Source organism: Pseudomonas helmanticensis (assembly GCF_900182985.1).
Taxonomy (GTDB): Bacteria; Pseudomonadota; Gammaproteobacteria; order Pseudomonadales; family Pseudomonadaceae; genus Aquipseudomonas; species Aquipseudomonas helmanticensis.
The window spans coordinates 1198098-1223784 of record NZ_FXUY01000001.1 but is presented as its reverse complement, the minus strand read 5'-3'; the positions used below and the strand labels follow the sequence as shown (position 1 = coordinate 1223784).

The following is a 25687-nucleotide window of genomic DNA, read 5'->3' as shown; positions in this document are numbered from 1 at the left end:
GCTGCGATCTTTTGATCTTGATCTTGATCTTAAAAAACAAGATCAAAAGATCGCAGCCTGCGGCAGCTCCTACAGGGGAAAGGTGTTAGCGGGGAGTCAGAGCGCGCTCCATGCGGCTGATGCCTTCTTCGAGCAGCGAGCGCGGGCAGCCGAAGTTCAGGCGCACGAATTGCTGGTGCTGATCGCCGAAGTCGAGGCCGGCGCTGAGGCCGATCTTGCCCTGTTCGAGGAAGAACTGCTGCGGGTTGGCCAGCTCCAGCGCCGAGCAATCAAGCCACGCAAGGTACGTGCCCTGCGGCACATTGATGGTTACGCCCGGCAAGCGGCTGCGCACGGCTTCAACCAGCCAGTCACGGTTGCCTTGCAGATAGGTTTTCAGCTCGGCCAGCCACGGCGCGCCTTCACTGTAGGCCACGCGCGTCGCTTCCATGCCCAGCGGATTGACGCTGTCGACCATGCCGCAACGGGCGTGGTTGACGCGTTCGCGCAGGGCGGCGTCCTGGATGATCATGAACGAGGTCTTCAGGCCGGCGATGTTGTAGGCCTTGCTCGCCGACATCAGTGTGATGGTACGTTGGGCGATTTCCGCGCTGAGCGAGGCGGTGGGAATATGCACGCGACCGTCGAAGCACAATTCGGCGTGGATCTCGTCGGAGATGATCCAGGCGTCCTGCGCCACACAGATCTCGGCCACGGCTTGCAGCTCATCACGGCCAAAGACCTTGCCGAGCGGGTTGTGCGGATTGCTCAGCAGCAGCGCGCCGCCGCCGTTCAACGACTCACGCAACGCGTCCAGCGGCGTCAGGTAAGTGCCGTCTGCCTGAGTGTCGAATTCCAGCTCGACTTTGTTCAAGCCCCAATGCCCCGGTGCATGGCGTAGCGGCGGGTAATTCGGCACCTGCACGACGACGTTCTGTTGCGGCTGCACCAGTGCTTTCAAAGCCATGTTGAAACCGGACTCGACGCCCGGCAGGAAGATCAGCTCTTGCGGTTTGACCTGCCAGGCAAACTTGGCCCATAGGTCGGCGACGATGGCCTCGCGCAGGTTGTCCTGAGCGACGCTGTAACCCACCAGCGGGTGCAGCAGGCGCTGTTGCAACGCCTCGATGATCACCGGTGGCGCGGCGAAATCCATATCAGCGACCCACATCGGCAACACATCGGCCGAATAGCGGCTCCATTTGGTGCTGCCGGTGTCGTGGCGGTCGAATACCTGATCAAAATCGAAAGTCATGCGCGGTCTCGTGAAGGCGGGTTGATTCTGCCGGCCATGATAAACCCTCAACCCCTGTAGGAGCTGCCGAAGGCTGCGATCTTTTGATCTTGTTTTTTACAAGCAAAGTCAAAAGATCGCAGCCTTCGGCAGCTCCTACAAAGGCTCTACAGCCTCCGACGGTCGGTTTTCACACAGATCGTGTGGTCATTGTCTACAGTGAAAAGGTCGGCAGACGTTTGCCGCAACCGTGTTTGTCCAGACAAAACCCGGCACAAGTACCGGGTTCCACCTGATCAGGAGTGCACGATGGATCTCAGCCGTCGTCAGTTCTTCAAGGTCGCCGGTATCGGCCTTGCAGGCTCGAGCCTGGGCGCGTTGGGCATGGCCCCAACGCTGGCCTTCGCCGAGCAGGTGCGCCACTTCAAGCTTGCCCACACCCATGAAACCCGCAACACCTGTCCGTATTGCTCGGTCGGCTGCGGGTTGATCATGTACAGCCAGGGCGATGGAGCGAAGAACGTAGCGCAGAGCATCATTCACATCGAGGGCGACGCCGACCATCCGGTCAACCGCGGCACCCTCTGCCCGAAAGGCGCCGGCCTGCTCGACTTCATTCACAGCCCCGGCCGTTTGCTCTACCCGCAAACGCGCAAACCGGGCAGCAGTGAATGGACGCGGATCAGTTGGGACGAAGCGCTCGATCGCATTGTCGACCTGATGAAAACCGACCGTGACGCCAACTTCATCGAACAGAATGCCAACGGGCAAACGGTGAATCGCTGGCTGAGCACCGGGTTCCTCGCCGCGTCGGCAGCGTCCAACGAAGCCGGTTACATCACCCAAAAGGTGATTCGCAGCCTCGGCATGCTGGGGTTCGATAACCAGGCGCGTGTCTGACACGGCCCGACGGTGGCAAGTCTTGCCCCGACGTACGGCCGTGGTGCCATGACCAATACCTGGACCGATATCGCCAACGCGAATCTGATCCTGGTGATGGGTGGCAACGCAGCAGAAGCGCATCCGTGCGGCTTCAAATGGGTGACCGAAGCCAAAGCGCACAACGCTGCGCGGCTGATTGTGGTCGATCCGCGTTTTACCCGTACCGCGTCCGTGGCCGACTATTACGCGCCGATCCGCACCGGCACCGACATCGCCTTCATGGGCGGGCTGATCAATTACCTGCTGACCGAGGACAAGATCCAGCACGAGTACGTGCGCAATTACACCGACGTGTCGTTCATCGTCAGAGAAGGCTATGGCTTCGAAGACGGCATCTTCAGCGGCTACGACGTCGCCAAGCGCAGCTACACCGACAAGTCCGGCTGGGGCTACGAGATGGGCGACGACGGCTTTGCCAAAGTCGACCCGACGCTGCAACACCCGCGCTGCGTCTATCAATTGATGAAGCAGCATTACAGCCGCTACACCATCGACCTCGCGAGCCAGATCTGCGGCATGCCGGTCGACGCCATGCAGAAAATCTGGGACGAAATCGCCACCTGCTCGATGCCGGGCAAGACCATGACGATTCTCTACGCCCTCGGCTGGACGCAGCACTCGATCGGTGCGCAGATCATTCGTAGCGCGGCGATGGTGCAACTGCTGCTGGGCAACGTCGGCATGCCGGGTGGCGGGGTCAATGCCTTGCGCGGACACTCCAATATTCAGGGGCTGACCGACCTCGGCTTGCTCTCAAATGCGCTGCCGGGCTATCTGACATTGGCCAGCGACAGCGAGCAGGACTACGGTCAGTTCATCCACAAGCGCACGCAGGTTCCGCTCAGACCGGGGCAATTGTCCTACTGGCAGAACTACAGCAAATTCCACGTCAGCCTGATGAAGTCGTGGTACGGCGCCAACGCCACGCTCGAGAACAATTGGTGCTACGACCATTTGCCAAAACTCGACATCCCCAACTACGACGTTTTGAAGATGTTCGACCTGATGAGCCAGGGCAAGGTCAACGGCTACTTCTGCCAAGGCTTCAACCCGATTGCCGCGTTGCCGGACAAAAACCGCGTGATGGGCGCATTGGCGAAGTTGAAGTGGCTGGTGGTGATGGATCCGCTGGCCACCGAAACCTCGGAGTTCTGGCACAACGTCGGGCCGTACAACGATGTGAAAAGCGACGAAATCCACACCGAAGTCATTCGCCTGCCCACCACTTGTTTCGCCGAAGAGGACGGCTCGCTGGTCAACAGCAGCCGCTGGCTGCAATGGCACTGGAAAGGCGCCGATGGCCCGGGCGAAGCGCAGACCGACATTCGCATCATGGCCGAACTGTTCCTGCGCCTGCGCAAGCGTTATCAGGCCGAGGGTGGCAAATTCGCCGATCCGCTGTTGAAACTGACGTGGCCATACAAGATCCCCGACGAACCTTCGCCGGAGGAACTGGCCAAGGAAATCAACGGTAGCGCCGTGGCGGATTTCACCGATGCCACCGGCGTCGCGGTCAAGGCTGGCTCGCAACTGGCAGGCTTTGGCTTGCTCAAGGATGACGGCAGCACCGCGTCGGGTTGCTGGATCTTTGCCGGTAGCTGGACCGAGGCTGGCAACCAGATGGCGCGCCGCGACAACAGCGATCCTTACGGCATGCACCAGCATTTGGGCTGGGCGTGGGCCTGGCCGGCCAACCGGCGGATTCTCTACAACCGTGCTTCGGCGGATGTCGCCGGCAAGCCGTGGGATCCGAAAAAACGTCTGGTCTGGTGGAACGGCAAGGCTTGGGGCGGCACCGACGTCCCGGACTACAAGGCCGACGTGCCACCGGAAGCCGGGATGAATCCGTTCATCATGAACCCCGAGGGCGTCGCGCGGTTCTTCGCCGTCGACAAGATGAACGAAGGGCCATTCCCCGAGCACTACGAGCCGTTCGAAACGCCGATCGGCATCAACCCGCTGCACCCGCAAAACAAGAAAGCCACCAGCAACCCGGCGGCGCGGATCTTCGATTCGGTCTGGGAAACCCTCGGCGAGGCCAAGGACTTCCCGTACGCCGGCACCAGTTACCGGCTGACCGAGCATTTCCACTTCTGGAGCAAGCACTGCAAGTTGAACGCGATTGCTCAACCCGAGCAGTTCGTGGAAATCGGCGAAGTGCTGGCGAAAGAGAAGGGTATAGCTGCCGGCGATCGCGTGCGGGTCAGTTGCAAACGCGGCTTTATCGAAGCGGTGGCGGTGGTGACGAAAAGGATCCGGCCGCTGCAGGTCAACGGCCAGGTCGTGCATCAGATCGGCATCCCGCTGCACTGGGGTTTTACCGGCCTGACGCGTCACGGTTACCTGACCAACACCCTGGTGCCGTTCCTCGGCGATGGCAATACACAGACCCCGGAATCCAAGTCATTCCTGGTCAACGTGGAGAAACTCTAAATGGCCAGCCAAGACATTATTGCCCGCTCGGCCACCACCACTGTGCCACCGTCGGTGAGGAATCAGGAAGAAGTGGCCAAGCTGATCGACACCACCAAGTGCATCGGCTGCAAGGCCTGCCAGGTCGCGTGCTCGGAATGGAACGAGCTGCGCGACGAGGTCGGTCACAATCACGGCACCTACGACAATCCGCAGGACTTGAGCGCTGAAACCTGGACGTTGATGCGCTTCACCGAGCACGAAACCGACGCCGGCAACCTCGAATGGCTGATCCGCAAGGACGGCTGCATGCACTGCGCCGAGCCCGGTTGCCTGGCGGCGTGCCCGAGTCCCGGCGCGATCATCAAGCACGCCAACGGCATCGTCGATTTCGATCAGGATCACTGCATCGGTTGCGGGTATTGCATCACCGGTTGCCCGTTCAACATTCCGCGCATTTCGCAGAAAGATCACAAGGCCTACAAATGCACCTTGTGTTCGGATCGCGTGGCGGTAGGCCTGGAGCCGGCCTGCGTGAAAACCTGCCCGACCGGCGCCATCGTCTTCGGCACCAAGGAAGACATGAAGGAACACGCTGCCGAGCGCATCGTCGATCTGAAAAGCCGTGGTTTCGAGAATGCCGGTCTGTATGACCCGGCCGGTGTTGGCGGCACGCACGTGATGTATGTGCTGCACCATGCGGACACGCCGAAAATCTATGCGGGTTTACCGCAGGATCCAGCGATCAGTCCGTTGGTCGGTCTGTGGAAAGGCATCAGCAAACCTTTGGGCCTGTTGGCCATGGGCGCAGCGGTGCTGGCCGGGTTCTTCCATTACGTGCGCATCGGCCCGAATCGCGTCGAAGAAGATGAGCATCCAACGCCACCCGATACCTCGGTGCATGTCGTCGATCCGGCGGTGCACACCTTCGATCCACGCGGGGAGGACCGGCCATGAGCAACAAGACGATCCTGCGTTACACCGCCAACCAGCGCACCAATCACTGGCTGGTGGCGATCCTGTTTTTCATGGCCGGGCTGTCCGGGCTGGCGTTGTTTCATCCGTCGCTGTTCTGGCTGAGCAACCTGTTCGGCGGCGGGCCGTGGACGCGGATTTTGCATCCGTTCATGGGTGTGGCGATGTTTGTGTTGTTCCTCGGCCTGGTGTTTCGTTTCTGGCGTGCGAATTTCTTTATCGACAATGACTGGAAATGGATGCGCCGCATCGATCGGGTGTTGGTCAACGATGAAGAAAGCGTGCCGCCGGTAGGCAAGTACAACGCCGGGCAGAAGATGCTGTTCTGGACTTTACTGCTGTGCATGCTCGGTTTGTTGTTTACCGGGCTGGTGATCTGGCGCGCCTATTTCAGTGCGTATTTCGGCATCAGCGTGATTCGCTGGGCGATGCTCCTGCATGCGCTGGCCGGGTTTGTGCTGGTGCTGAGCATCATCATTCACATCTACGCCGGGCTGTGGATCAAGGGCTCGGTGGACGCGATGATGCACGGCTGGGTCAGCCGCGCCTGGGCGAAGAAACACCATGAACTGTGGTATCGCGACATCACCCGCGATGAACGCAACCCGGACGTGCCGGAGCGACCGATCACCAAAAAGGGCTGACTTTTGCCAACCATTCTGGAACCTGGGGAAATCGAAGCGGCGGCGAGTTCGCCGCCGTTTTTGCATCTGCCGCCGCATAATCTGTTTTCGCTGCGTGCTGATCGGCTGGAGCAACTGGCCGAGGGGCATGCGCTGGCCGAGTATCTGCGCTTGATTGCCGGATTGTGTCGGGTGCAGCAGCAGGTGTTCGATGATCCACCGCTTGTAGCGCCGTTTGATCAGCAACGGATCGAGGTGTGTCAGCAGCATGGTTTGCCGCCGTTCGCCGCCGATACGCTGATCCGCGAAGACGCGTGGCAGGCGTATCTCGATGCTCTGTTGCAACGTTATGTCCCTGATGAGCAACCCGCCGTGGTTGATGCGCTGACGACGCTGCGGGTCGCCAGTTCCGGACAGTTGCGTTCGTGGGGCGTGGCGTTGGTCAGTGGTCAATATTCGATGGTGCCGGCGCAACTGGTGCCGTTTCTCGGCGCGGCGCTGCAAACGGCGTGGAGCCATTGGTTGCTCAGCGCACCGAATCTGCAACTGAAACCCGGCGACAGTCTCAGCCAATGCCCGGCCTGCGGTTCGCCTGCCATGGCCGGGGTCATCCGCCATCGTGGCAAACACAACGGTTTGCGTTATCTGGTGTGTTCGCTGTGTGCCTGCGAATGGCATGTGGTGCGGGTCAAGTGCGTGTACTGCGAGTCGAGCAAAGGTCTGGATTATTTTAGCCTTGAGGATGATCGCCACGCCGCCAATCAGGCGCCGCTGCGGGCGGAAGTCTGCCCAGGCTGCAACAGTTATCTGAAACTGGTGTATCTGGAAAACGATGCCGACGCCGAGGCGCTGTCGGCTGATTTGAGCAGTCTGCTGCTGGACATGCGTCTGGCGCAGGACGGCTATCAGCGCTTGGCACCGAATCTGTTGCTGGCACCGGGAGACGAGTGACAGCAGGGTCTACACTCTTGCGCAGTGATCTGTCTCCAGGAGTGGCTGATGTCCCTGCGGTTACCTTCCATTGATGGTTTGTTGCGTCACCCGGCGTGCGTGCCTTTGCTCGAACGCCACGGTCGTGAGTCGCTGCTGACGAATTTGCGGCAGTTGCTCGATGAACTGCGTTCCAGCGTGTTGAACGGGCAATTGTCTGCGGTAGAAATCAGTCCCGAAGTGTTGGCCGGTCGCGTCGGTGAGCGCTTGGCACGACAGCAACGTAGCAACGTGCGCCGGGTGTTTAATCTCACCGGCACCGTGCTGCACACCAACCTCGGTCGAGCGCTTCTACCCGACGAAGCCATCGACGCCGTGCAAATGGCCGCGCGTTATCCGCTCAATCTGGAGTTCGATCTGGCCAGCGGCAAGCGCGGGGATCGCGACGATCTGATTGAAGGCCTGATTCGCGAACTGACCGGCGCCGAAGCCGTCACCGTGGTCAACAATAATGCCGCCGCTGTGCTGCTGACGCTCAACAGTCTCGGCGCGCGCAAGGAGGGCATTATCTCGCGCGGTGAGCTGATCGAAATCGGCGGCGCCTTTCGCATCCCCGACATCATGGCCCGCGCCGGCGTGCGCCTGCATGAGGTCGGCACGACCAATCGGACCCACGCTCGCGACTATGAAGCGGCGATCAGTCCACGTAGCGGATTGATCATGCGCGTGCATGCGAGCAACTACAGCATCGAAGGGTTTACCGCGCGGGTGCAGACCGCCGAGTTGGCCGAATTGGCCCATCGGCATGGCTTGCCGTTGCTGGAGGATCTGGGCAGCGGCAGTCTGCTTGATTTGACTCGCTGGGGTTTGCCGGCCGAGCCAACAGTGCGCCAGGCATTGCTGGATGGCGCGGACATCGTCACCTTCAGCGGTGACAAATTGCTTGGCGGACCGCAGGCGGGGTTGATTGTCGGGCGCAAAGAACTGATCGCGAAGATCAAGAAGAACCCGCTGAAGCGCGCGTTGCGCGTGGACAAACTGACTTTGGCGGCGTTGGAAGCGGTGCTGGGTTTGTATCGCGATCCGGACCGACTCGCTGAGCGTCTGCCGAGTTTGCGGTTGCTGACTCGCCCGCAGGCTGACATCTTCGCGCAGGCTTCACGGGTGCAGCCCTTTGTGGCTGAGCTGCTGGGCGAAAGCTGGCAAGTCAGTGCAGTTGAGGCCTTGGGCATGATCGGCAGCGGCAGCCAACCGGTGGCACGCTTGCCGAGTGCGGCATTGTGCATGCGCCCGCAAGTCTCCAAGCGTTTACGCGGTCGTTTTCTGCTTAATCTGGAAGCGGCGCTACGTGCATTACCGATCCCGGTGCTCGGGCGTATCGACGACGATGCGCTGTGGCTCGATCTGCGCCAACTCGACGACGAACCAGCATGGCTCGCCCAGCTGCCGCACTTGCAGGTCAATCAGTGATTGTCGGCACGGCAGGGCACATCGACCACGGCAAGACATCGCTGCTGCAAGCCCTGACCGGGCAAACCGGCGACCGCCGCCCGCAGGAACGTGAACGCGGGATGACCATCGACCTTGGCTATCTCTACGCCGAACTGGAACCGGGCGCGGGGCTGACCGGGTTTATCGACGTGCCCGGTCACGAGAAATTCACCCACAACATGCTCGCTGGGGCGCAAGGCATCGATCTGGTGTTGCTGGTGGTCGCGGCGGATGACGGCGTGATGCCGCAAACCCGCGAGCATCTGGCGATTGTCGAATTGCTCGGGATTCCCCGCGCCTTGGTGGCGATCAGCAAATGCGACCGGGTCGAGACGGGCAGGGTGGAGGAGGTGCAGCGGCAGATTCTCGATCTGCTGGAGGCCGGGCCGTTTGCCGAGGCGCCGGTTGTGATTGTGTCGAGCGTGACCGGGCAGGGCGTTGATGAGCTGCGTGAGACGTTGTTGCACACGCAGCGTGAAGTGCAGGAGCGCAGCCGCGAGGGTGGTTTTCGCCTGGCCATTGATCGTGCGTTCAGCGTGGCCGGCGCGGGGATTGTGGTGACCGGCACCGCGCTGTCGGGCGAGGTTTCGGTGGGCGATAAACTCACGCTCGGGCCAATCGGAAAATCGGTGAAAGTGCGTGGATTGCACGCACAGAATCAGGCTGCCGAGCAAGCCTTCGCTGGGCAGCGGGTGGCGCTGAATTTGAGCGGCGAACGCCTTGAGCTGGCGCAGATTCATCGCGGGCAATGGCTGTTGTCGGAGTGGTTGCACGCCCCGACTCAGCGCGTGGATATCGAATTTCGATTGCTGCCGGGCGAACGGACTTTCGAGCATTTTCATCCGGTGCATGTGCATCTCGGCACGCAGGACGTGATCGCTCGGGTGGCGCTGCTCGAAGGATCACGGCTGAGTGCTGGCGAGCGCATGTTCGCGCAGCTGCTGATCAACGCGCCGGTGCATGCGGTGAGGGGCGATCGGCTGATCCTGCGTGACTCCAGCGCTCAGCGCACCCTTGGCGGTGGGCGCGTACTGGATCCGTTTGCCCCGACCCGACAGCGCCGCAGCCTTGAGCGGTTGGCGCAGTTGCAGGCGTTGGCTGACAGCGAAAGTTTTGAGCAGGCGTTGCCAGCGTTGCTTGATCACAGCGCTGGCGGCCTCGGCCCGCAACGGCTGGAACGCCAATTCAATCGGCCGCGCGCAACCTGGTCACTGCCTGAGAATGTGCGCCTGATCAACACCCGCCAAGGGCCGGTGCTGTTCAACGTGCAACGCTGGGGGCAGCTGAAATTCACCTTGCTGGAACAACTGGCGAAGTTTCATGAACTGGAGCCCGATCAGATGGGTCCGGATCGTGATCGCCTGAGACGCTTCAGTGCGCTGCCGCTGGAACGTTCGACGTTTGCCAGTTTGCTCGATGAATTGCGCGAGGCCGGCGCGATCACCGCCAGCGGCCCATGGCTGCATCTGCCCGATCATCAGGTGCGCCTGAATACCGAAGACGAAACCCTGTGGAAGCAGATGCAACCGTTGTTTGCAAACGCTGGATTCGATCCGCCGTGGGTACGCGATGTGGCGAAAGCGCTCGCCCAGGACGATGCCGTGGTGCGCCTGCTGTTGCGCAAACTGGCGCGCCTGGGGTTGATGCATCAAGTGGTGCGCGACCTGTTCATCAGCGACACCGTGCTCAGGCAAATGGCCGCGGTGCTGTTGCAACTGGCCAAGGAAAATCCGCAGGTCCAGGTGACAACCTTCCGCGATGCGCTAGGCTTGGGACGCAAACGCAGTATTCAGTACCTCGAATACTTCGACCGCATCGGCATGACCCGACGCCTCGGCGAATCCCGCCAGATCCGCCCCGACAACGCGCTGGCGCACGCCGATACACACTGAGTTCAAGGAAGGCAATCGCGCCCGGTGGCGCGGCCGGGCTTCAAACCCGGTTGGGGACGGCATCCGTTCCCGGGCAGGTTCGACTCCGGCTGCCTTCCGCCAGTTTCCGAAAAGCAAAAGATCGCAGCCTTCGGCAGCTCCTACACCGAACTGTGTTGATCGTTGATCGTTCCCACGCTCCGCGTGGGAATGCCTCAACGGACGCTCCGCGTTCGGCTTCGGAAGGAACGCGGAGCGTCCCGGGCTGCATTCCCACGCAGAGCGTGGGAACGATCTGTAATCCCCTGCAGGCCTTCGCCTGCTCGCGATGGAGGTTTTCAAACCCGATTTAGCAGGAGGTAAACCAGGACGAATCAGAGATTACGCTGCGCATCCATTCGATCATGCAGAACCCTGATGATCGCAATTCCGTACGCAGTGATTCGAAAATAGATCATATGCCTCTCCACCCGACAGCGGCGGTAGCCTATCGCCTATCGTCGAAGGCCGGCGCTGTTTTAGGGCGCACTGCCAACTGTGCAAATGAAGAAATAAGGACGTCAATATAGCTATTGCCTGGATCCACGCCCCACCGGCGAACGGTGTAAATCCAGATTGCCTCAAGGTCAGCTTCGGCAGCGGGCGTCAGACGATATTCACTCATGCGTGATTAACATTCTCTGTTTGAATGCAACAGGATCGAATGGTCGCGGTTTTCCCCTGGACTCACCCTCACGAAGCGCTGCACGAATAGTTTCGATTTCAGCGTTGCGTTCCTGTTCACGGCGGATCAGATCGCGGATGTATTCGCTGTCGTTGATGTAATTACCGGCTTCGATCTGGGCTCTGATCCAGTGGCCTTGCTGCTCAGTCAAGGTGATGGTTTTTCGTACGGTTACCATGAGCAGGCCTCCGGAGGATGGTCGACTGTGCGCGAAAGCAAAAAGCGGAGAACGTTGTCTGGTTCGCTGCGAAACGAAGGGAGGTGGCAGCTGTACGCAGGTTCGCAGACCGGGAATCAAGGTACCCGGCATACCCGAAGGTATCCCGCGCACAGCCGCCATGAAGCACCATTGCCATAAATCGTTGATGGCAATGAACTGGAGCGCTGTGCGCCTTGATTGATCCGGGCTGCGAAACCCGATCGCTGATTCGTCAGCGACCGTCCCACAATAGAACCCGTCCCTAAGGCGCACAAGCCGGCGGATTCTGGCGTAGCTGTAGGCAATGGCGCAAGGATGTGTAGCCTGGAAGGCGTGTCTGGAGGTGTCTTTTAAACGCCTGCGTTTAAAAGGCTGGCAAGTTAGCTCCCACACCTGGATTGCGTTTCGGTCAGAAGCTCAGCGGATACTGCACCACCACATAAACCCGGTCGATATCATCCCCAGCCTGCGCCTCATTGGCCCGGTGCGAAACGTGCGAGACCTGCACCGACAGATCCTTCGCCGCCCCCGACTGCACCACGTATTTCAAATCGATATCCCGCTCCCAATGTTTGCCGCCATCACCTTGCTGCGGCTGATACCCGCCGCTGTCCGGATCAAACGGGTTGTACGCGCCGCCCTTGGGCGCGTGGGTGCCGTCGATGTGGTCACCGGTTACGTAGCGGCTCATGAAAGTCAGGCCCGGGATGCCGAAGGCGCCGAGGTCGAGGTCGTAGCGTGCTTGCCAGGAGCGTTCGCCGGCGCCGTTGAAGTCGGCGTATTTGATCGAGTTGGCCAGATAAATCGAATCGCCACCGACGAAATCGAACGGCGTGTCGCCATCGATCCGTTGCCAGCCGAGCATCACGCCGTGGGCACCGAAGGTGTATTTGCCGGACAGGCTGAACGCGGTGTTGTCGATGGCGCCGGCCAGTGCCTGGCCGGTGTTGCGGGTGCGGTAGAGGTTAGCGTCGAGCAGCACACCGGATTGCTTGAAGTGCAGATTGCCGTAGTACTGCTGCCAGGTGTCGCTGAGTTCCGAGGCGTACAGGGAACCGCCGACGGGGCTGTCGCCGAACAGGTCGGCGCCGAGGAAGCTGATCCCGCCTGCCTCGGTGTTGGCGCCATAGCCGAAAAAATCGCCGTGGCTGGATGAACTGTCCTGATTCTTGAAGGCGGTGAAGTGTCCCGCCGTGAGACTGACGTTGTCGATCTCGTGGCTGGTTAACAGAAAACCAGTGGCGTATTCCGGTTGCAGGCGTTTGTCCGAGGTATCGAAAACCGGGGTTTCGACGGTCATTTCACCGAACGCCAAGGTGGTTCTTGAAACCTTTAATTTGAACGCTCCGCCCGCGTCGGAATAATCCGCTTCGCTGCGACCGTTGCTGTCGACCGGCAGTAAACCGGTGCCGGAATGGCCTTTGCCGCCATCCAGTTTCAAACCGAGAAAAGCATGGGCATCGACACCGAAACCGACACTGCCCGGCGTGAAGCCCGACGTAAATGTGCCGATGAATCCTTGCGCCCATTCCTGCTTGTAGTTTTTGCCGGTGGGCGAGGGCGAGCGGTAGTCGTTGCTCAGGAAGAAGTTGCGGCTGAGCACGTCGGTTTTTGCATCGTCGAGCAAACCACTGGCGCTGGCGGTTGCCTGTAGACCGCAGAGCAAAGTGAGCAGGCTGAGACGCGAAGGGGCACGGTCGATCATGGTCAGTGGCCAGCAATTAAGTGGGCTGAATGATCGAGTGATATCCGCTAACAAGATTGAGCCGATGTGCTGAATTGCACTGGCGCCATCGCTGGCAAGCCAGCTTGTATGCTGGGACTTGAAGGGAGGAGGAGGGACAAAGCCAGATTCTGACTGTTGACGCAGTACAGATCCGTGGGAGATTTCGCCCCTCCTCCTTTCACCCAAGCGCCGATAAAGAATGCATCTGGCCAGGACCGACGATAGGAACAAGCCTGCGCCCCTGGGTGAGCCCCTTCAAGTGTTCAAAACCATATCTCGGGGGATGTTCAATGGCAATGCCGGTTTCTGTCGTAAAGCCTATTGTGGGCGTGGATGTTGCCAAGAATGAACTGGTCATCTATCAGGCCGAGCTGGATCTGCTCGAGACTATTTCCAATGACAAGACAGCCATCAAAAAATGGCTGAAAGCCTTGCCTGCACCTGTTGATTTGGCTATCGAATCGACCAACATCTATCACCTGGCGTTCGCCGATCTGGCCCATGAAGCCGGGTGCACGATTTACATGGTCGATGGCTACGCGTTGAGTCATTACCGAATAGGGGTGAAAGTTCGCGCCAAAACCGATGCGCTGGACGCCAAGCTGCTCGCTCGTTATCTAAAAAACGAATACGAAGAGCTTCATCCTTGGATCCCGCCATCGCCTTTATATCGCCGCCTTCTGAGCCTTTTCCGCCGTCGTGCAGCGCTGGTTCAGGCACGGGTTGGTCTGGTGCAAAGCTGGGCGAATGAACCGCTGCTCAAAAGCGCGTTTGCTGAGCAAGTGGCCTCAATGCAGAGGCTCGAAACATTGGTCGAGAAGATGATCAACGATCAATTAAAAGAGGCTGGGCTGCTCGCAGATCTGAAGCGCTGCACAAAAGTTGAAGGTATTGGTTTTTTGACCGGAGCCCGTTTGATCGCAACATTTCAGCGGGGCGACTTCAAAAACGCGGATGCATTTATTGCGTTTTTGGGGATGGATTTGCGCGTGTCGCAGTCAGGACAAAAGGACGGTCGCCGGAGCCTGACCAAACGCGGAGACCCAGAGGCCCGGCGACTGCTCCATAACGCAGCCATGTCGGCCAGCCGTACACCGGCTTGGAAAAGCTTCTACGAGGAGCAAAGAAACCGTGGGTTCAGTACGACACAGGCGCTGGTGATATTGGCTCGCAAGCTTGCGCGAGTGGTATTCGCGCTGCTGAAGGGGCAAAGCGAATACCAGCCGAAGGGAGGTTGAGGGCTTCCCCTCAACCATAGAATCTCCCACAGGGTTTTGGGTCGCTCACACAATTCGGGCGCAGCCCAAATCATTGTGGGAGCTGGCCTGCCAGCGATGGCGGTGGGTCTGCAACATCAATGTCGCAGAATTACTGCTATCGCGAGCAGGCTCACTCCTACATAAGTGACGGGTTACAGGATGCCGTATTCGCGGGCCGTGCGATCCACGGCGATACGGGTCTTGTCGATCAGTTCGTCCAACTCGGTGCGCGTGGCGATCAACGCCGGGGCCATGATCATCCGGCCCAGCGTAGAACGAATGATCAAACCCTCTTCAAAACCGATCGTGCGGCAACGCCAGGCGATGTCGTTTTCGTTGGCGAAACGCTTGCGCGTTACCTTGTCTTCGGCGAACTGCAACGCGGCCACCAGCCCGATACCCTGAATCTCACCCACCAGCGGATGGTTGCCAAACACCTCACGCAGGCAGTTTTGCAGATACGGGCCAGTGTCGGTTTTAACCTGAGTGACTACCCCTTCATCGCGCAGCGCCTTGAGGTTGGCAATCGCCACCGCGGCAGCGACCGGGTGGCCGGAATAGGTGAGACCGTGCGCGAACACGCCACCTTTTTCCACCAATGCCTCAGCCATGCGCCGCGACAGGATCAGCCCGCCCATGGGGATGTAACCGGAGGTCAGGCCTTTGGCAATCGACAGCGTGTCGGGTTCGAAGCCGAGCGCCTGATGCGCAAACCATTCACCCGTACGGCCAAACCCGCCAATGACTTCGTCAGCGCACAGCAGCACGTCGTACTTGCGGCAGATGCGTTGAATTTCCGGCCAGTAAGTCGCCGGTGGAATGATCATGCCGCCTGCGCCCTGGAACGGTTCGGCAACAAACGCGGCGACCTTGTCGGCTCCCAGTTCGAGAATTTTCTCTTCCAGTTGCTGCGCGGCTTTCAGGCCAAACTCTTCCGGGCTGAGATTGCCTTCGTGGGCAAACCAGTACGGCTCATCAATGTGCGCGACATCAGGAATGGTGCCGCCCATTTCGTGCATGAACTTCATCCCGCCCAGCGCCGTCGCCGCGAGGGTCGAGCCGTGATAGCCGTTCCAGCGGCCGATCATGATTTTCTTCTCGGGCTGGCCCATCACCTGCCAGAACTTGCGCACGGTGCGGATCAGCACTTCGTTGGCTTCGGAACCGGAGTTGGTGTAGATCGCATGGCTGTAGTGCTTGGGCAACAGGCTGAAGAGCAGCTCGGACAGTTCGATCACCGCCGGGTGAGTGGTGTGGAAGAACATGTTGTAGTAGGGCAATTGTTCCAGCTGCTTCGTCGCAGCGCCAGCCAGATCCTTGCGCCCATAACCGAGGTTGGTGCACCACAGGCCGGACATGCCGTCCAGGTAACGATTGCCATCGTTGTCCCACAACGCCAGGCGATCACCGCTGACCATCACCCGCGGGCCTTCCTCGTTGAGGGCTTTCTGATCGACGAACGCGTGAATGTGGTGGGCGGCGTCGGCGTCCTGATAATCGCGGGTGCTGCGGGTCGAATCGAATTCGGCGGACATGGCTGATCTCCAGGGAAATGGACAAGGGCGTGCGTTCATTCCAGCGGTGCACGGCTAATATTTGGCATTTATAAATATTTTTGTAAAGAAAATATTTGTCGGTGCAAAAAGATATCCGTAGGCTGAAGCGCATTGGCAAGGATCATCAGAGGCAACATGAGCGGACTCAGAGAGCGGCAGAAGGAACAGCGCAGACAAGTGATCGCCGAAGCGGCGCTCGCGTTGTTCAAGACCCAGGGTTTTGCCGCGACCACGCTGGAGCAGATCGCCGTGCAGGCCGGGGTGTCCGCACCGACCGTGGTCAATTACTTCGGCGGCAAGCAGGAGATTCTGCTGGCGTTGCTCAAACAACCGGATGAACAGGCGATGCGTGAGGCGCGCGCCAATCTTGACGATGACAGCGATCCGCTGGAGGCGTTGTGCGAATTCGAAGGGCTGATGACCCATTACCAACTGCAGGCGATGCCCGCATCGTTGTGGCGCGAGTTGGCGCCATTTCTGTTCACCGGCGAGCTCGCCCGGGCACTTGAGCCGTGGAACGGTGCAGTGATCGAAGAAACCAAAGCGCTGCTGGTGCACTTTCAGCGCAACGGCAAAATCCGCCAGTCAATCGATATCGACGTCGCGGCGACCCTGTTCAATCAATATGCCAATGTCGCCTTCATTCGCCTCGCGACCGAAGCCACACCGGACCGCGATGCGCATGCCCGGCATATGCGCAGTGTGCTGAGCCTGATCTGCCACGGCATACTGGAGCTGCCCGTCACGACCGCTCCGATAACGTGACGGCGCTATAAATACGCTGTTCATCGAAGCTGAAGCGGATGTCGACATTGAACGCTTCGACGACTGTTTTCAGGGCCGGCGTCAGCACCTCGATGATGCATGGCCCAAAGGAGGCCGGCAGGTGCACCTTCAACGCCATTGCTGGCACGGGGCGTTGGCAAACCGGATACAGCGCTTTGTAAAACGCCTCTTTCAAACTGAACACCAACGTACCTTCGCAGTGACCATCGCTGGCAATGGTTGTGCCTGGGCGATGCCCGAGCACTCGCCGATACAGTGATTGATCGAGGTCGACATTCTGCTGGGCATCGATGCCGATGCTGCTGATTCCTGGCTTTCGGCACACGGCCGCCGCGCAATAGTCGCCCGTGTGAGTGATGCTGCCGGTCACCGCGCAGGGAAACAGCGGTTCACCCTGCGCACCCTTGCCAATCGCAACGTCCGGCAAGCCCAAGGATCGCAATGCCGCCCGGGCACAATTGCGCCCGGCGGTGAATTCACGGCGGCGCAATGCGTGCATTTTTTGCGCATGCCAGCGCTCTTCGGCATACAGTCCGCCTGACCACCACTGCGGTTCATCGGCTTGTTTGACGCTGCATCGCTTCGGCAGCAGCGCAACGAACGGTGAGTCACTCATGCGCTGTCGTGTGCCATCGCCGCACGGGCAGGCGCGGTGGCCGGCTGGTGCAGTTCGTGGCTGATACGCGCCGCGACGACTTCGACATGCGGCGGCGCGAGCATGCTCATGTGGTCACCCGGAACGCTGTGCAACACGGGAGGCGCGAGCAACCGCTGCGCACAAACGCGCAAAAAGCCCGCACGCAGCTTTTGCAGGAGCAGCGCCTGTTCCGCCAACAGTGCCGTGACCGGTGCACGCAGGATGCCGCTGGGTACGTAAGCCGCGAAGATCCGGCAATGTTGCAGGTACAGCGTTCGGGCGCTGGCGAGCAGGTCATCCTCGGCGATCTGCCCTCCAGGCAATTCTGGCGCAATCGCCAGCCATTCGGGCAAACGATCCGCCGGCGCGGCAATACCGGCCTCGCGTTCGAGCAGGCACGGGTCGACCAATGTCGCGTCGAGCAGGATCAGGCGCACAGAGAGTGACCGCTGCTCAAGCAACCGCGCGGTTTCGAAGGCAAGTGAACCGCCGAAAGAATGCCCCACCAAGGTAATCGGTGTGGTTTTACGGTGACTGATGATTGCCTCGGCGTATCGCTGGGCCAGCGCTTGCACCGTGACCAGTTGCCCGTCGGGTGATTCCGGCTCCAAAGGCTCCAGAGCGTGAAAGTTGCACACCGGGGCCAAAGCCCGCGCCAATGGAAAATAGGCCGCGCCGTGCATGCCACAGCCAGAAAAACCGTAAACGTCGGGCAAATCGGGCTGGCTGAACCAGGTAGTCATCCGCACTTGTTCAACAGCGTTCGGTTGCGCCTGTATTTGCAGATGAAGATCTAGCGCTGCAACCGTCTGGTGTTCGAAAAAAGTGCGCAGTGACAGCTGTTTGTCGAACTCACTGTTGATCCGTACCAGGCAACGGATCGCCAGCATCGAGTTGCCACCCAGTGCGAAGAAGTTGTCCTGCAGGGCGACATCCGCAATTTGCAGGGTTTGCGCCCATATCGCCGCCAGACGTGCCTGGCTGTCGCTCAATACCTCAGGGTTTGGCCGGGCATCGATGGCTGATGTCCGTGGCGGCGCGGGCAGGCGACTGCGGTCGATTTTTCCGCTGACGTTCAACGGCAGTTTTTCCAGGAACACCCACAGGCCGGGCACCATGTAGTCAGGCACCGATTGTTGCAGTTCGTGCGCGAGTGCTTCGCGATCCAGCGTGTGCCCCGGGCGCGCCACCACATAAGCCACCAGTTTTCGGCTGGCAGTTTCTTCGCCATGCGCGGTGACGACGGCCTGGCGCACGTCCGCAATCCTTCGCAGCGCGGCCTCGATTTCGCCCAGTTCGATGCGCAAACCACGAATTTTCACCTGGAAATCGATACGATCGAGGTAAACCAGATCGCCGTTGGGCAACTGCCGGGCGAGGTCGCCGGTACGATACATGCGGCTGCCTGGCGGACCGAACGGATCGGGCAGGAAGCGCTCGGCGGTAAGGTCGGGGCGATTGATGTAACCCCTGGCCAAGCCGTCGCCGCCGATATGGATTTCTCCGGTGCAACCCACCGGCAGCGGATTGAGGTGGCGATCGAGCACGTACAAACGAGTATTTTCGACCGGTCCGCCAAGAGTCGGCAGGTGCCCGCTGAGGATCTTTGTGCGGCTTGAATAAATTGTCGTTTCCGTGGGGCCATAGAGGTTCCACACCGTTTTGGCGAGGCTGCGCATGCCCTCAGCCAAGGCCGTATCCATCGCTTCGCCGCCACTCATGGCGGTGCGCAGCGACATGCTCACCTGGCTGTCGATCAGCATGCGCCAGGTGGCGGGCGTCGCTTGCAGCACTGTCGCTCCGTGCACCTGTGCCAAGCGTGCAAGAGCGCTCGGATCTGCAGCCTCTTCTTTGCTCGCCAGCAGCAGCGTGGCGCCCGTGATCAGCGGCAGATAAACCTCTACCGCGAAGATGTCGAAAGCGGCCGAGGTCACGCTCAGCCAGACATCGTCAGGCCCAAGGCCGGGCGCAGCCTCCATCGCCGCGAGCAGGTTACTCAGTGCCCGATGTTCGATCTGCACGCCTTTCGGACGGCCCGTCGAGCCGGAGGTGAACAGGCAATAAGCGAGCTGTTGCGGGCTGACTGCGATGTCTGGATCGCTCAGCGGCTGGCGGGCCAGTTGCTCATTCTGTTGATCCAGGCAAACCAGTGGTAATGGGCTTTCTGGCAGATGTTCGAGCAGCGCTGCGCTGGTGATGATCAAACTGACGCCGGCGTCTTCGAACATGTTGCTGATGCGCTGGGCAGGGTACATGGCGTCTAGCGGCAGGTAAGCGGCGCCGACCTTGAGGATCGCCAATAAACTGCTGACCAGGCGCGGACCGCGCTCAACCAGCAGCGCCACCACGCTCTGCGATCCAACCCCGAGACTGTGCAAGTGTGCGGCGAGTTGATTGGCCTGACGGTTGAGTTGCGCATAGGTGCAGGACTGCTGTTCAAAGATCAGCGCAATCGCCTCAGGCGTCCTGGCCGCCTGCGCGGCAAACCGCCGAAACACCGGCAACTGCTGATGTTCGCTGAACGCTGTCAGATCCTCGTTGGTCGACAGCGACGCGCAGCCTGCCGGCGCCAAGGGCCACTGCTCGATGCGGCTGTGCGGCGTCAGCGCCAATGCCTGCAACGCAGCTTCGAAGTGTCGCGCCATGCGTTGCAGGGTCACGTCAGTGAAATGCTCTGCGGCATATTCAAAGCATCCTGCCAAACGCGTCGGGTGGCTGTAGACGACCAGTTTCAGGTCGCAATCGATGGTCTGGCTGGCAAACGGCAATCCTTCGACGGCCACGCCGGTCAGAGCCAGTCGCGCAGGATCACGCCGTTCGAAGGTCGCGCTGAGACCATTCTCCAGCGTGCCGTCAGCCTCAGTGGCCGAAGCCGCGAGCAGGTGCGCAAGGTCGATATCAGGAAACTCTTCAGCCTTGAGCCGGGCCTCGCGAGTGAGCGATACAGCCTCTTCAAGGCTGACACCGTCGCTCAGTACCGTGCGCATGATCAAGGTGTTGGCCAGACCACCGATCAGGCCTTGGGTTTGGGCATGGCGGCGATTCGGCGTGGCGAACCCCAGGCAGATTTCATTCTGCTGGCTGTAGCGATATAGCACGGCGTTGAAGGCCGCTGTCAGCACCCCGTCAAGATTGCTGTTGTGGCGAGTGGCGATCTGTTCCAGCAAGGTCAGTATCGACGGATCGGCCTGCCATTCCACCACACCGACTTGCGCAGAGGCTGCGGTGGATGCGACATCCGTACGGGGCAGCTCGAGCGTCCATGGCCGCTCGCGATAATCCTCGCGGGCGCTGTTCAGCAGATCGCGTATTGCCGGAGTTTGCATCCGTTGATGTTGCCAGACACAGACATCGGCAAGCTGAACTTCCAGCGGCGGCAGTGTCGCGTCGGCAGTCAGGCCACCGGCATTATGGATCTGGCTCCACTCCTGGCAAAGAATGCGCATTGATGGGTGATCAGCGACGCTGGGGTGAGCCGTCAGTAGCAATAAATGCTGATCTTCGCCGAGCTGTATCAGGCAGACGCGCAGCAGCGGCCCACGGCTCAGGTCGAACAGTTCGTCAGCGCGCTGACGGGCCATTTGCAGACCGCGCGGCAATGCCGATCCAGCCAATGAAGAGAGGTCGATGAGCTCCAGCGGGATCTGCATCCCTTCATCAATCCATTGCACCAGCTCGTTGTCTTCCCAGGAAAAAACCGTGCGCAGGGCCTCATGCCGTTGCACCACGACGGCCAGGCTGCGTTCAAGTCCTGCGCAGTTCAGTGGGCCGTGCACGTGCATCAGCGCCGAGCAATGTGCCGGCGCCAGGCGCGGATCTTGTTGGTGGCGTTGCCACAGTCGACGCTGGGCCGTCGAGGCGCAAAACCGGTAGACGGGTGCGAGTTTGCGGTTCATCAGCACTTCCTTGTCATCAATGGTTCGCCACCGAGGCCGCAACGGCCCAACTGAATGGCGCAGGACTTCAGCGCAGGCTCAGCGGCCGCATGTCGGTCCAGTGTTCGGCGATGTACGCCAGGCAGGCTTGTTTGCTGCCGCTGATGTGCAGCGCGTCCCATCCTTGGGGACAGGCAAGGTGCGAGGGCCAGATCGAGTACTGTTCTTCGCGGTTTTTCACAACGGTGTAGGTCTGTTCGGACATGGGCTATTTCCTTGGCAAACGATAGAAGTCGGGTGCGGTTGCGCCGTGGTTGATCACGAAATCAGGCTGCGGACATCGATGCGTGGCTGGCGCAGGATCGGCGTCAGTGCCAGGCCGTCAGCCGCAGTCTTTTGCTGAACCCGCCATGCGGGTGGCGGCAATGCCTTGCGGTCCAGCTTGCCGTTGATATTCAGCGGTAGTTGCGGCAGCGCGATCCAGGTGTCCGGCACCATGTAGTCGGGCAAGTCCTCGCGCAAGGTGTTGGCCAGTTGCTCGCCGTCGATCACGTGGCCATCCCCGGCGACGAGGTAGGCGACCAGGCGCTTTTCACCCGCACCGGCCTCGAGCGCCATGACCACCGCTTCACGAATGGCTGCACAGGCTGACAAGCGACTCTCGATTTCGCCCAGTTCAATGCGGTGACCGCGCACCTTCACCTGAAAATCGATGCGACCGATAAATGCGAGGCTGCCATCGGACAGGTACCTGCCCAGGTCGCCGCTCTTGTACATGCGGCTGCCGGCAGGGCCGTAAGGGTTGGGGATGAAGGTTTGCGCGCTGAGTGCGGCACGCCGCAGATAGCCTTGGCCGACTCCGGTTCCGGCGATGTGGATTTCGCCGGCTTCACCGATCGCGACGGGTTGCAGGTTTTCGTCCAGCACAAACACCTGAACCCCGGGTATCGCCTGGCCCAACGGCATTTCAGCGGCCTGCGCCAGTGTTTGCATGTCCTGACTGCACCAGCTCGCGACGTCGGAGCACTCGGTCGGGCCATAGGAGTTGACCAGGGTCAGCGGGCGCCCGCGCAATTGTTCCAGCAGTGCGGCGTCGACTGGCTCGCCACCAAGGACCAGCATGCGCAGGCTTGCGGTGCGCGCTGAGCCGGCGAACGCGCGAAACGCCGACGGTGCGCAGTTCAGCCAGGTCGGGCGGTACGCTGTCAGTGCCTTCATGAAACCCATGGCGTGCGCGGGTGAGTGCTGCGGGATCATCAGGCACGCGCCGGCGCACAGCGGCCCGAGGATGTTTTTTTGCGTGAGGTCGAAACCGACCGAGCTGGCGAGCATCACCCTATCGTCGTTGCGCATGTGCAGGCCGTCACGCACATACCACTGCACCAGATTGGCGAAACCGCCGTGGGTATTGAGCGCTCCTTTCGGTTGCCCGGTGGAGCCCGAGGTATAGATGCAATAGGCGAGGTCTTGCAACGCGACGCTCAAGTTCAGGTTAGTCGTGTCGTGCGCGGCGGATTCTGCAAGGTTATCCAGGCACATCAGGTTCAACGCAAAGTCGGCAAACCGTGGCTGCAAATGGCTTGAAGTAAGCAGGGTGCCCAGGCCAGTGTCTTGCACAATGAAGCGAATACGCTCATCGGGATTGTCCGGATCAATCGGCAGATAGGCTGCTCCGGCCTTGAGTACAGCAAGGATGCCGACCACCATCTGCGGGCCACGCTCGATGCACAGGCCGACCAGTACGCCCGGCGTGACACCGGCATCGCGCAGGCTGCGAGCGACCTGATTGGCCCGGGCGTTGAGCTCGCGGTAACTCAGGCGGCTGTCCTCAAACACCACGGCAATGGCGTCCGGCGTCTGTTCGACCTGGGTTTCGAACCATTGGTGCACCGGACGACTGCTGGCGGGCGCGGCGGGCAGATCCCGCCATTCGGTGTCCGGGTTGGCCAGCACCGCCGACAGCAGATGGTGATACTGCTCGGCAAGCGCGCCGATGTCGGTGCGATCGAAGCGCATGTCGTCGAATTCGAAAACCGTGTCAAAACCGGTGTCGGTTTCGACAATGGCGAGGTTCATTTCGAACGCCGCGGTGATGTTTGTCGTCGGCAGCAGTTCAAACGTGCAGCGCCCGGCCTGAAAGGGCCGGCGCAGCACCGACGCATGGTTGAGAAAGACATGAAACAGCGCGCCGGTTTCCCGCCCGGCGCGCAACTGGCTGACCAATTCGTGGTACGGCAGATCGCGGTGCATCATCGCCCGCAGAATACGTGCCCGAACGTGTTGCAGCAGCTGTGCGAAAGTCCGCTGCGCGGTCAATTGCAGGCGCAGCGCGACGACGTTGACGAACAACCCCGTCAGGTCGTTCGTTTCCGCGCCGTCGCGGGTCGACAGCGGCATGCCGAAGACCATGTCTTCGACGGCGGTCTGGCGTTGCAACAACATTGCGCAGATCGCCATGTGCACCATGAACGGGGTGAACGTGCCGGGTCCGGTCAATTCACGCAGCTGTTGCGCCGCTGCCGGTTGCATCTGAGTAACGACGTCAGCGGCCCGGCGTGCGGTCTTTCCGCTGGCCAGCCGGGCACAGGGAAAGCGTTTGGCTGGCGGCCGATCAGCCAGGGTTTTAAGCCAATAGTCGAGGGCGGCTGGTGTGCGCACAGTCGCTTGACGCTCGACATACCCGGCATAGCTGAACGGCAGCGCTGCCGGCACCGCAGGCGTGCCTTGTGAAAACGCGACATAAGCCTCGCGCAGATCGCGCAACAACACCTCAATCGAGCCGCCGTCGAATATCAGATGATGGATGATCAGCAGCAGCACATGTTGCTCTGCGCCGGATTGCAGCAACACGCTGCGAAACAGCGGCCCTGCGGTGATATCCATCGACTGCAGCAGCAAGGCGTCAGTGCGCGCGTGCAGATCAGCGGCATCGATCCGTTCTTGTTCGAGCGGCGTGTGCCGGTCGGCGCTGATGATCTGGCGTGGTGTTTCTCCCTCCAGGACAAAGCGCGCTCGCAGGTTATCGTGGCGTTGCACCAGCCAGTCGATCGCTTGTTGTAACGCGGCGACGTCGAGTGCGCCGCCAATCGCCAGGCGCACGTGGATGTTATGCGAGGTGCTGGCCTGATTGACCTGTTCGCTGACCCACAGGCCAACCTGCGTGTCGAGCAACGGCAAGGAGCGGTCGGGCAATGGCATCGTGTTCATCAGGCTTGGGTCTCGACTTCACAGGTTTCCAGGTAATCGAAGATTTGCAGTGCCTGCTCTTTCGAGGCGCAGCTGAAAAAGGCCGTCAACACCGTCTCCATGGCCACGGGCGGGGCCATGACGAACTCGCCATTGTGGCGATGCTGGATGATGGTGCTGGCGCCCATCTCCCGGCATTGCGCGACAGTTTTCTCGATGGATTTCAAGACGCCGCTTTTTTTCACACTGAAGTCGTACTCGAGGCCGATGCGCCGATGGGGCAGCGCAAGTTGCAACGACGGCGAGGCGAGTTTGAAGTCGACGTCGTAGACGTCCAGCCCCAGGCAGATGTCCATCAGGTAACGCGAAGAGATGCCGCCACCGGAGATTCTCGGCGCCAGTTCGAGCACGTAGACGCGTTGCTCGGGCGTAATGCGGAACTCGGCATGGAACGGCGACTGGTCGAGGCCGACTGCGGCAATGATCTGGCGCAGCGCAAGCATGAACGGTTCGCCCAGGCGCTCATCGAATGGCCGCGAGATCTGCGCGTTCTCATGAAACGTCGGGCCTTCCAGCCGTGGGTATTTGTGGTGCAGCAACAGCGGTTTGACCTGGCCGTCGAGCACATAGCCGTCGACCGAAAACTCTTCACCGTCGATGTATTCCTCGACCAGAATTTCCGAATCGCCGCGTTGTTGGGTCATGAGCGCGCAGACCCGTTTGGTCAGAGTCAGGGCCTTGTTGAAGGCGGCGCGGTCGTCAACCCGGATAACCCCGGCGCTGTAGAAACCGTTGGAAGGCTTGAGCACCACCGGCAAGGTCAACGCTTGCTCGACTTGCTGCCACGCCTGCGCGGCGTCGATCTGCTGTGGCAGGCGCAGGTAGCGGCTGATGAAATCTGCAGTGGCCGGTACAGCCTTGAACGCTGCCTTGTCCGTCAGGGTGAACAGCGTGTCGGTGTTACGCGCGGCAAGGCCGAAGATTTGCTTGAACACATCAGCCTGAACCTGAAACCCGTCATTGAACGAGACCACGTGTGCGAACGTATGCCCCGGCGCGACGGCGTCGAGCGCGGCAGTCAGTTGCGAAGCCCATTGAGCCTTTTCGTCTTGTAGAAGAGCGGGCGGCGAAAAACACACGACGTCTCTGCCCAACCCCTGACAGTACGTCACGTAATCGTGTAAATCACACTCACGGCCCAGCGCCAGAATTTTCATTGTTGTTCTATCCCTGAAAACAAAATCGTCGGACTGCCCCCGCGCAGATCGCTTTGCGGGTTCAG

The 25687-nt window shown here is 60.4% G+C and carries 18 protein-coding genes and 1 tRNA gene; 9 read left to right on the top strand and 10 right to left on the bottom strand.

Features of this window, described 5'->3' with window-relative positions; translation table 11 throughout:
- Window positions 1-85 precede the first annotated feature (85 nt).
- A complete protein-coding gene (locus tag QOL84_RS05565; RefSeq protein ID WP_283436501.1) occupies window positions 86-1234 on the bottom strand; it encodes a MalY/PatB family protein in 1149 nt (382 codons plus the stop codon).
- 288 nt (window positions 1235-1522) lie between these two features.
- On the opposite strand from QOL84_RS05565, the gene fdnG reads away from it, so the two are divergent.
- The 7 genes from fdnG to QOL84_RS05530 all read left to right on the top strand — a co-directional run bounded on the left by fdnG (window position 1523) and on the right by QOL84_RS05530 (window position 10580).
- Entirely contained in the window at window positions 1523-4588 is a 3066-nt protein-coding gene (fdnG, locus tag QOL84_RS05560) for a formate dehydrogenase-N subunit alpha (RefSeq protein ID WP_283436500.1), read from the top strand.
- Window positions 4589-5524, top strand: coding sequence for a formate dehydrogenase subunit beta (gene fdxH, locus QOL84_RS05555; RefSeq protein ID WP_283436499.1), 936 nt, complete (start codon window positions 4589-4591; stop codon window positions 5522-5524).
- Window positions 5521-6186, top strand: a complete 666-nt coding sequence (locus QOL84_RS05550; RefSeq protein ID WP_283436498.1) for a formate dehydrogenase subunit gamma — start codon at window positions 5521-5523, stop codon at window positions 6184-6186. The genes fdxH and QOL84_RS05550 overlap by 4 nt, the downstream gene beginning before the upstream one ends.
- A 3-nt stretch (window positions 6187-6189) precedes the next feature.
- On the top strand, window positions 6190-7116 hold the full coding sequence (gene fdhE / locus QOL84_RS05545; RefSeq protein ID WP_283436497.1) for a formate dehydrogenase accessory protein FdhE: 927 nt from the start codon (window positions 6190-6192) through the stop codon (window positions 7114-7116).
- Window positions 7117-7161: 45 nt separating this feature from the next.
- Window positions 7162-8565: an L-seryl-tRNA(Sec) selenium transferase gene (selA, locus tag QOL84_RS05540; protein ID WP_283438624.1), complete on the top strand. Its 1404-nt coding sequence runs from the start codon at window positions 7162-7164 to the stop codon at window positions 8563-8565.
- A complete protein-coding gene (selB, locus tag QOL84_RS05535; RefSeq protein ID WP_283438623.1) occupies window positions 8562-10478 on the top strand; it encodes a selenocysteine-specific translation elongation factor in 1917 nt (638 codons plus the stop codon). Before selA ends, selB begins: the two co-directional genes overlap by 4 nt.
- 6 nt (window positions 10479-10484) lie before the next feature.
- Window positions 10485-10580: transfer RNA gene (locus QOL84_RS05530), tRNA-Sec, on the top strand.
- 364 nt (window positions 10581-10944) lie between these two features.
- On the opposite strand, the gene QOL84_RS29415 is transcribed toward QOL84_RS05530, so the two are convergent.
- The 3 genes from QOL84_RS29415 to QOL84_RS05515 all read right to left on the bottom strand — a co-directional run bounded on the left by QOL84_RS29415 (window position 10945) and on the right by QOL84_RS05515 (window position 13085).
- A complete protein-coding gene (locus QOL84_RS29415; RefSeq protein ID WP_346772236.1) occupies window positions 10945-11121 on the bottom strand; it encodes a type II toxin-antitoxin system RelE/ParE family toxin in 177 nt (58 codons plus the stop codon).
- Complete coding sequence (locus tag QOL84_RS05520) at window positions 11114-11359, bottom strand: type II toxin-antitoxin system ParD family antitoxin (RefSeq protein WP_283436496.1); 246 nt, start codon at window positions 11357-11359, stop codon at window positions 11114-11116. The genes QOL84_RS29415 and QOL84_RS05520 overlap by 8 nt, the downstream gene beginning before the upstream one ends.
- Window positions 11360-11789: 430 nt before the next feature.
- Window positions 11790-13085 (bottom strand): OprD family porin, encoded by a 1296-nt coding sequence (locus QOL84_RS05515; RefSeq protein WP_283436495.1) that lies wholly within the window; start codon window positions 13083-13085, stop codon window positions 11790-11792.
- A gap of 311 nt (window positions 13086-13396) precedes the next feature.
- Here QOL84_RS05515 and QOL84_RS05510 point away from each other — a divergent pair, with 311 nt between their 5' ends.
- Window positions 13397-14344, top strand: coding sequence for a transposase (locus QOL84_RS05510; RefSeq protein WP_129388636.1), 948 nt, complete (start codon window positions 13397-13399; stop codon window positions 14342-14344).
- Between the two features lie 173 nt (window positions 14345-14517).
- Here QOL84_RS05510 and QOL84_RS05505 read toward each other — a convergent pair whose 3' ends face one another.
- The gene (locus QOL84_RS05505) at window positions 14518-15900 is read right to left on the bottom strand and encodes an aspartate aminotransferase family protein (RefSeq protein ID WP_283436494.1); all 1383 of its coding nucleotides are present in this window, start codon (window positions 15898-15900) and stop codon (window positions 14518-14520) included.
- Between the two features lie 156 nt (window positions 15901-16056).
- On the opposite strand from QOL84_RS05505, the gene QOL84_RS05500 reads away from it, so the two are divergent.
- On the top strand, window positions 16057-16686 hold the full coding sequence (locus QOL84_RS05500) for a TetR/AcrR family transcriptional regulator (protein WP_283436493.1): 630 nt from the start codon (window positions 16057-16059) through the stop codon (window positions 16684-16686).
- Here the strand turns inward: QOL84_RS05500 and QOL84_RS05495 are convergent.
- From QOL84_RS05495 to QOL84_RS05475, 5 genes are all read right to left on the bottom strand, one after another.
- A complete protein-coding gene (locus QOL84_RS05495) occupies window positions 16664-17323 on the bottom strand; it encodes a 4'-phosphopantetheinyl transferase family protein (RefSeq protein ID WP_283436492.1) in 660 nt (219 codons plus the stop codon). The two genes, QOL84_RS05500 and QOL84_RS05495, sit on opposite strands and share 23 nt — an antisense overlap.
- Complete coding sequence (locus QOL84_RS05490) at window positions 17320-21240, bottom strand: non-ribosomal peptide synthetase (RefSeq protein WP_283436491.1); 3921 nt, start codon at window positions 21238-21240, stop codon at window positions 17320-17322. The genes QOL84_RS05495 and QOL84_RS05490 overlap by 4 nt, the downstream gene beginning before the upstream one ends.
- Before the next feature lie 67 nt (window positions 21241-21307).
- Window positions 21308-21484, bottom strand: a complete 177-nt coding sequence (locus tag QOL84_RS05485; RefSeq protein ID WP_283436490.1) for an MbtH family protein — start codon at window positions 21482-21484, stop codon at window positions 21308-21310.
- A gap of 53 nt (window positions 21485-21537) precedes the next feature.
- Window positions 21538-24426, bottom strand: coding sequence for a non-ribosomal peptide synthetase (locus tag QOL84_RS05480; RefSeq protein WP_283436489.1), 2889 nt, complete (start codon window positions 24424-24426; stop codon window positions 21538-21540).
- A complete protein-coding gene (locus tag QOL84_RS05475) occupies window positions 24426-25622 on the bottom strand; it encodes an ATP-grasp domain-containing protein (protein WP_283436488.1) in 1197 nt (398 codons plus the stop codon). Before QOL84_RS05475 ends, QOL84_RS05480 begins: the two co-directional genes overlap by 1 nt.
- Between the last annotated feature and the right edge of the window lie 65 nt (window positions 25623-25687).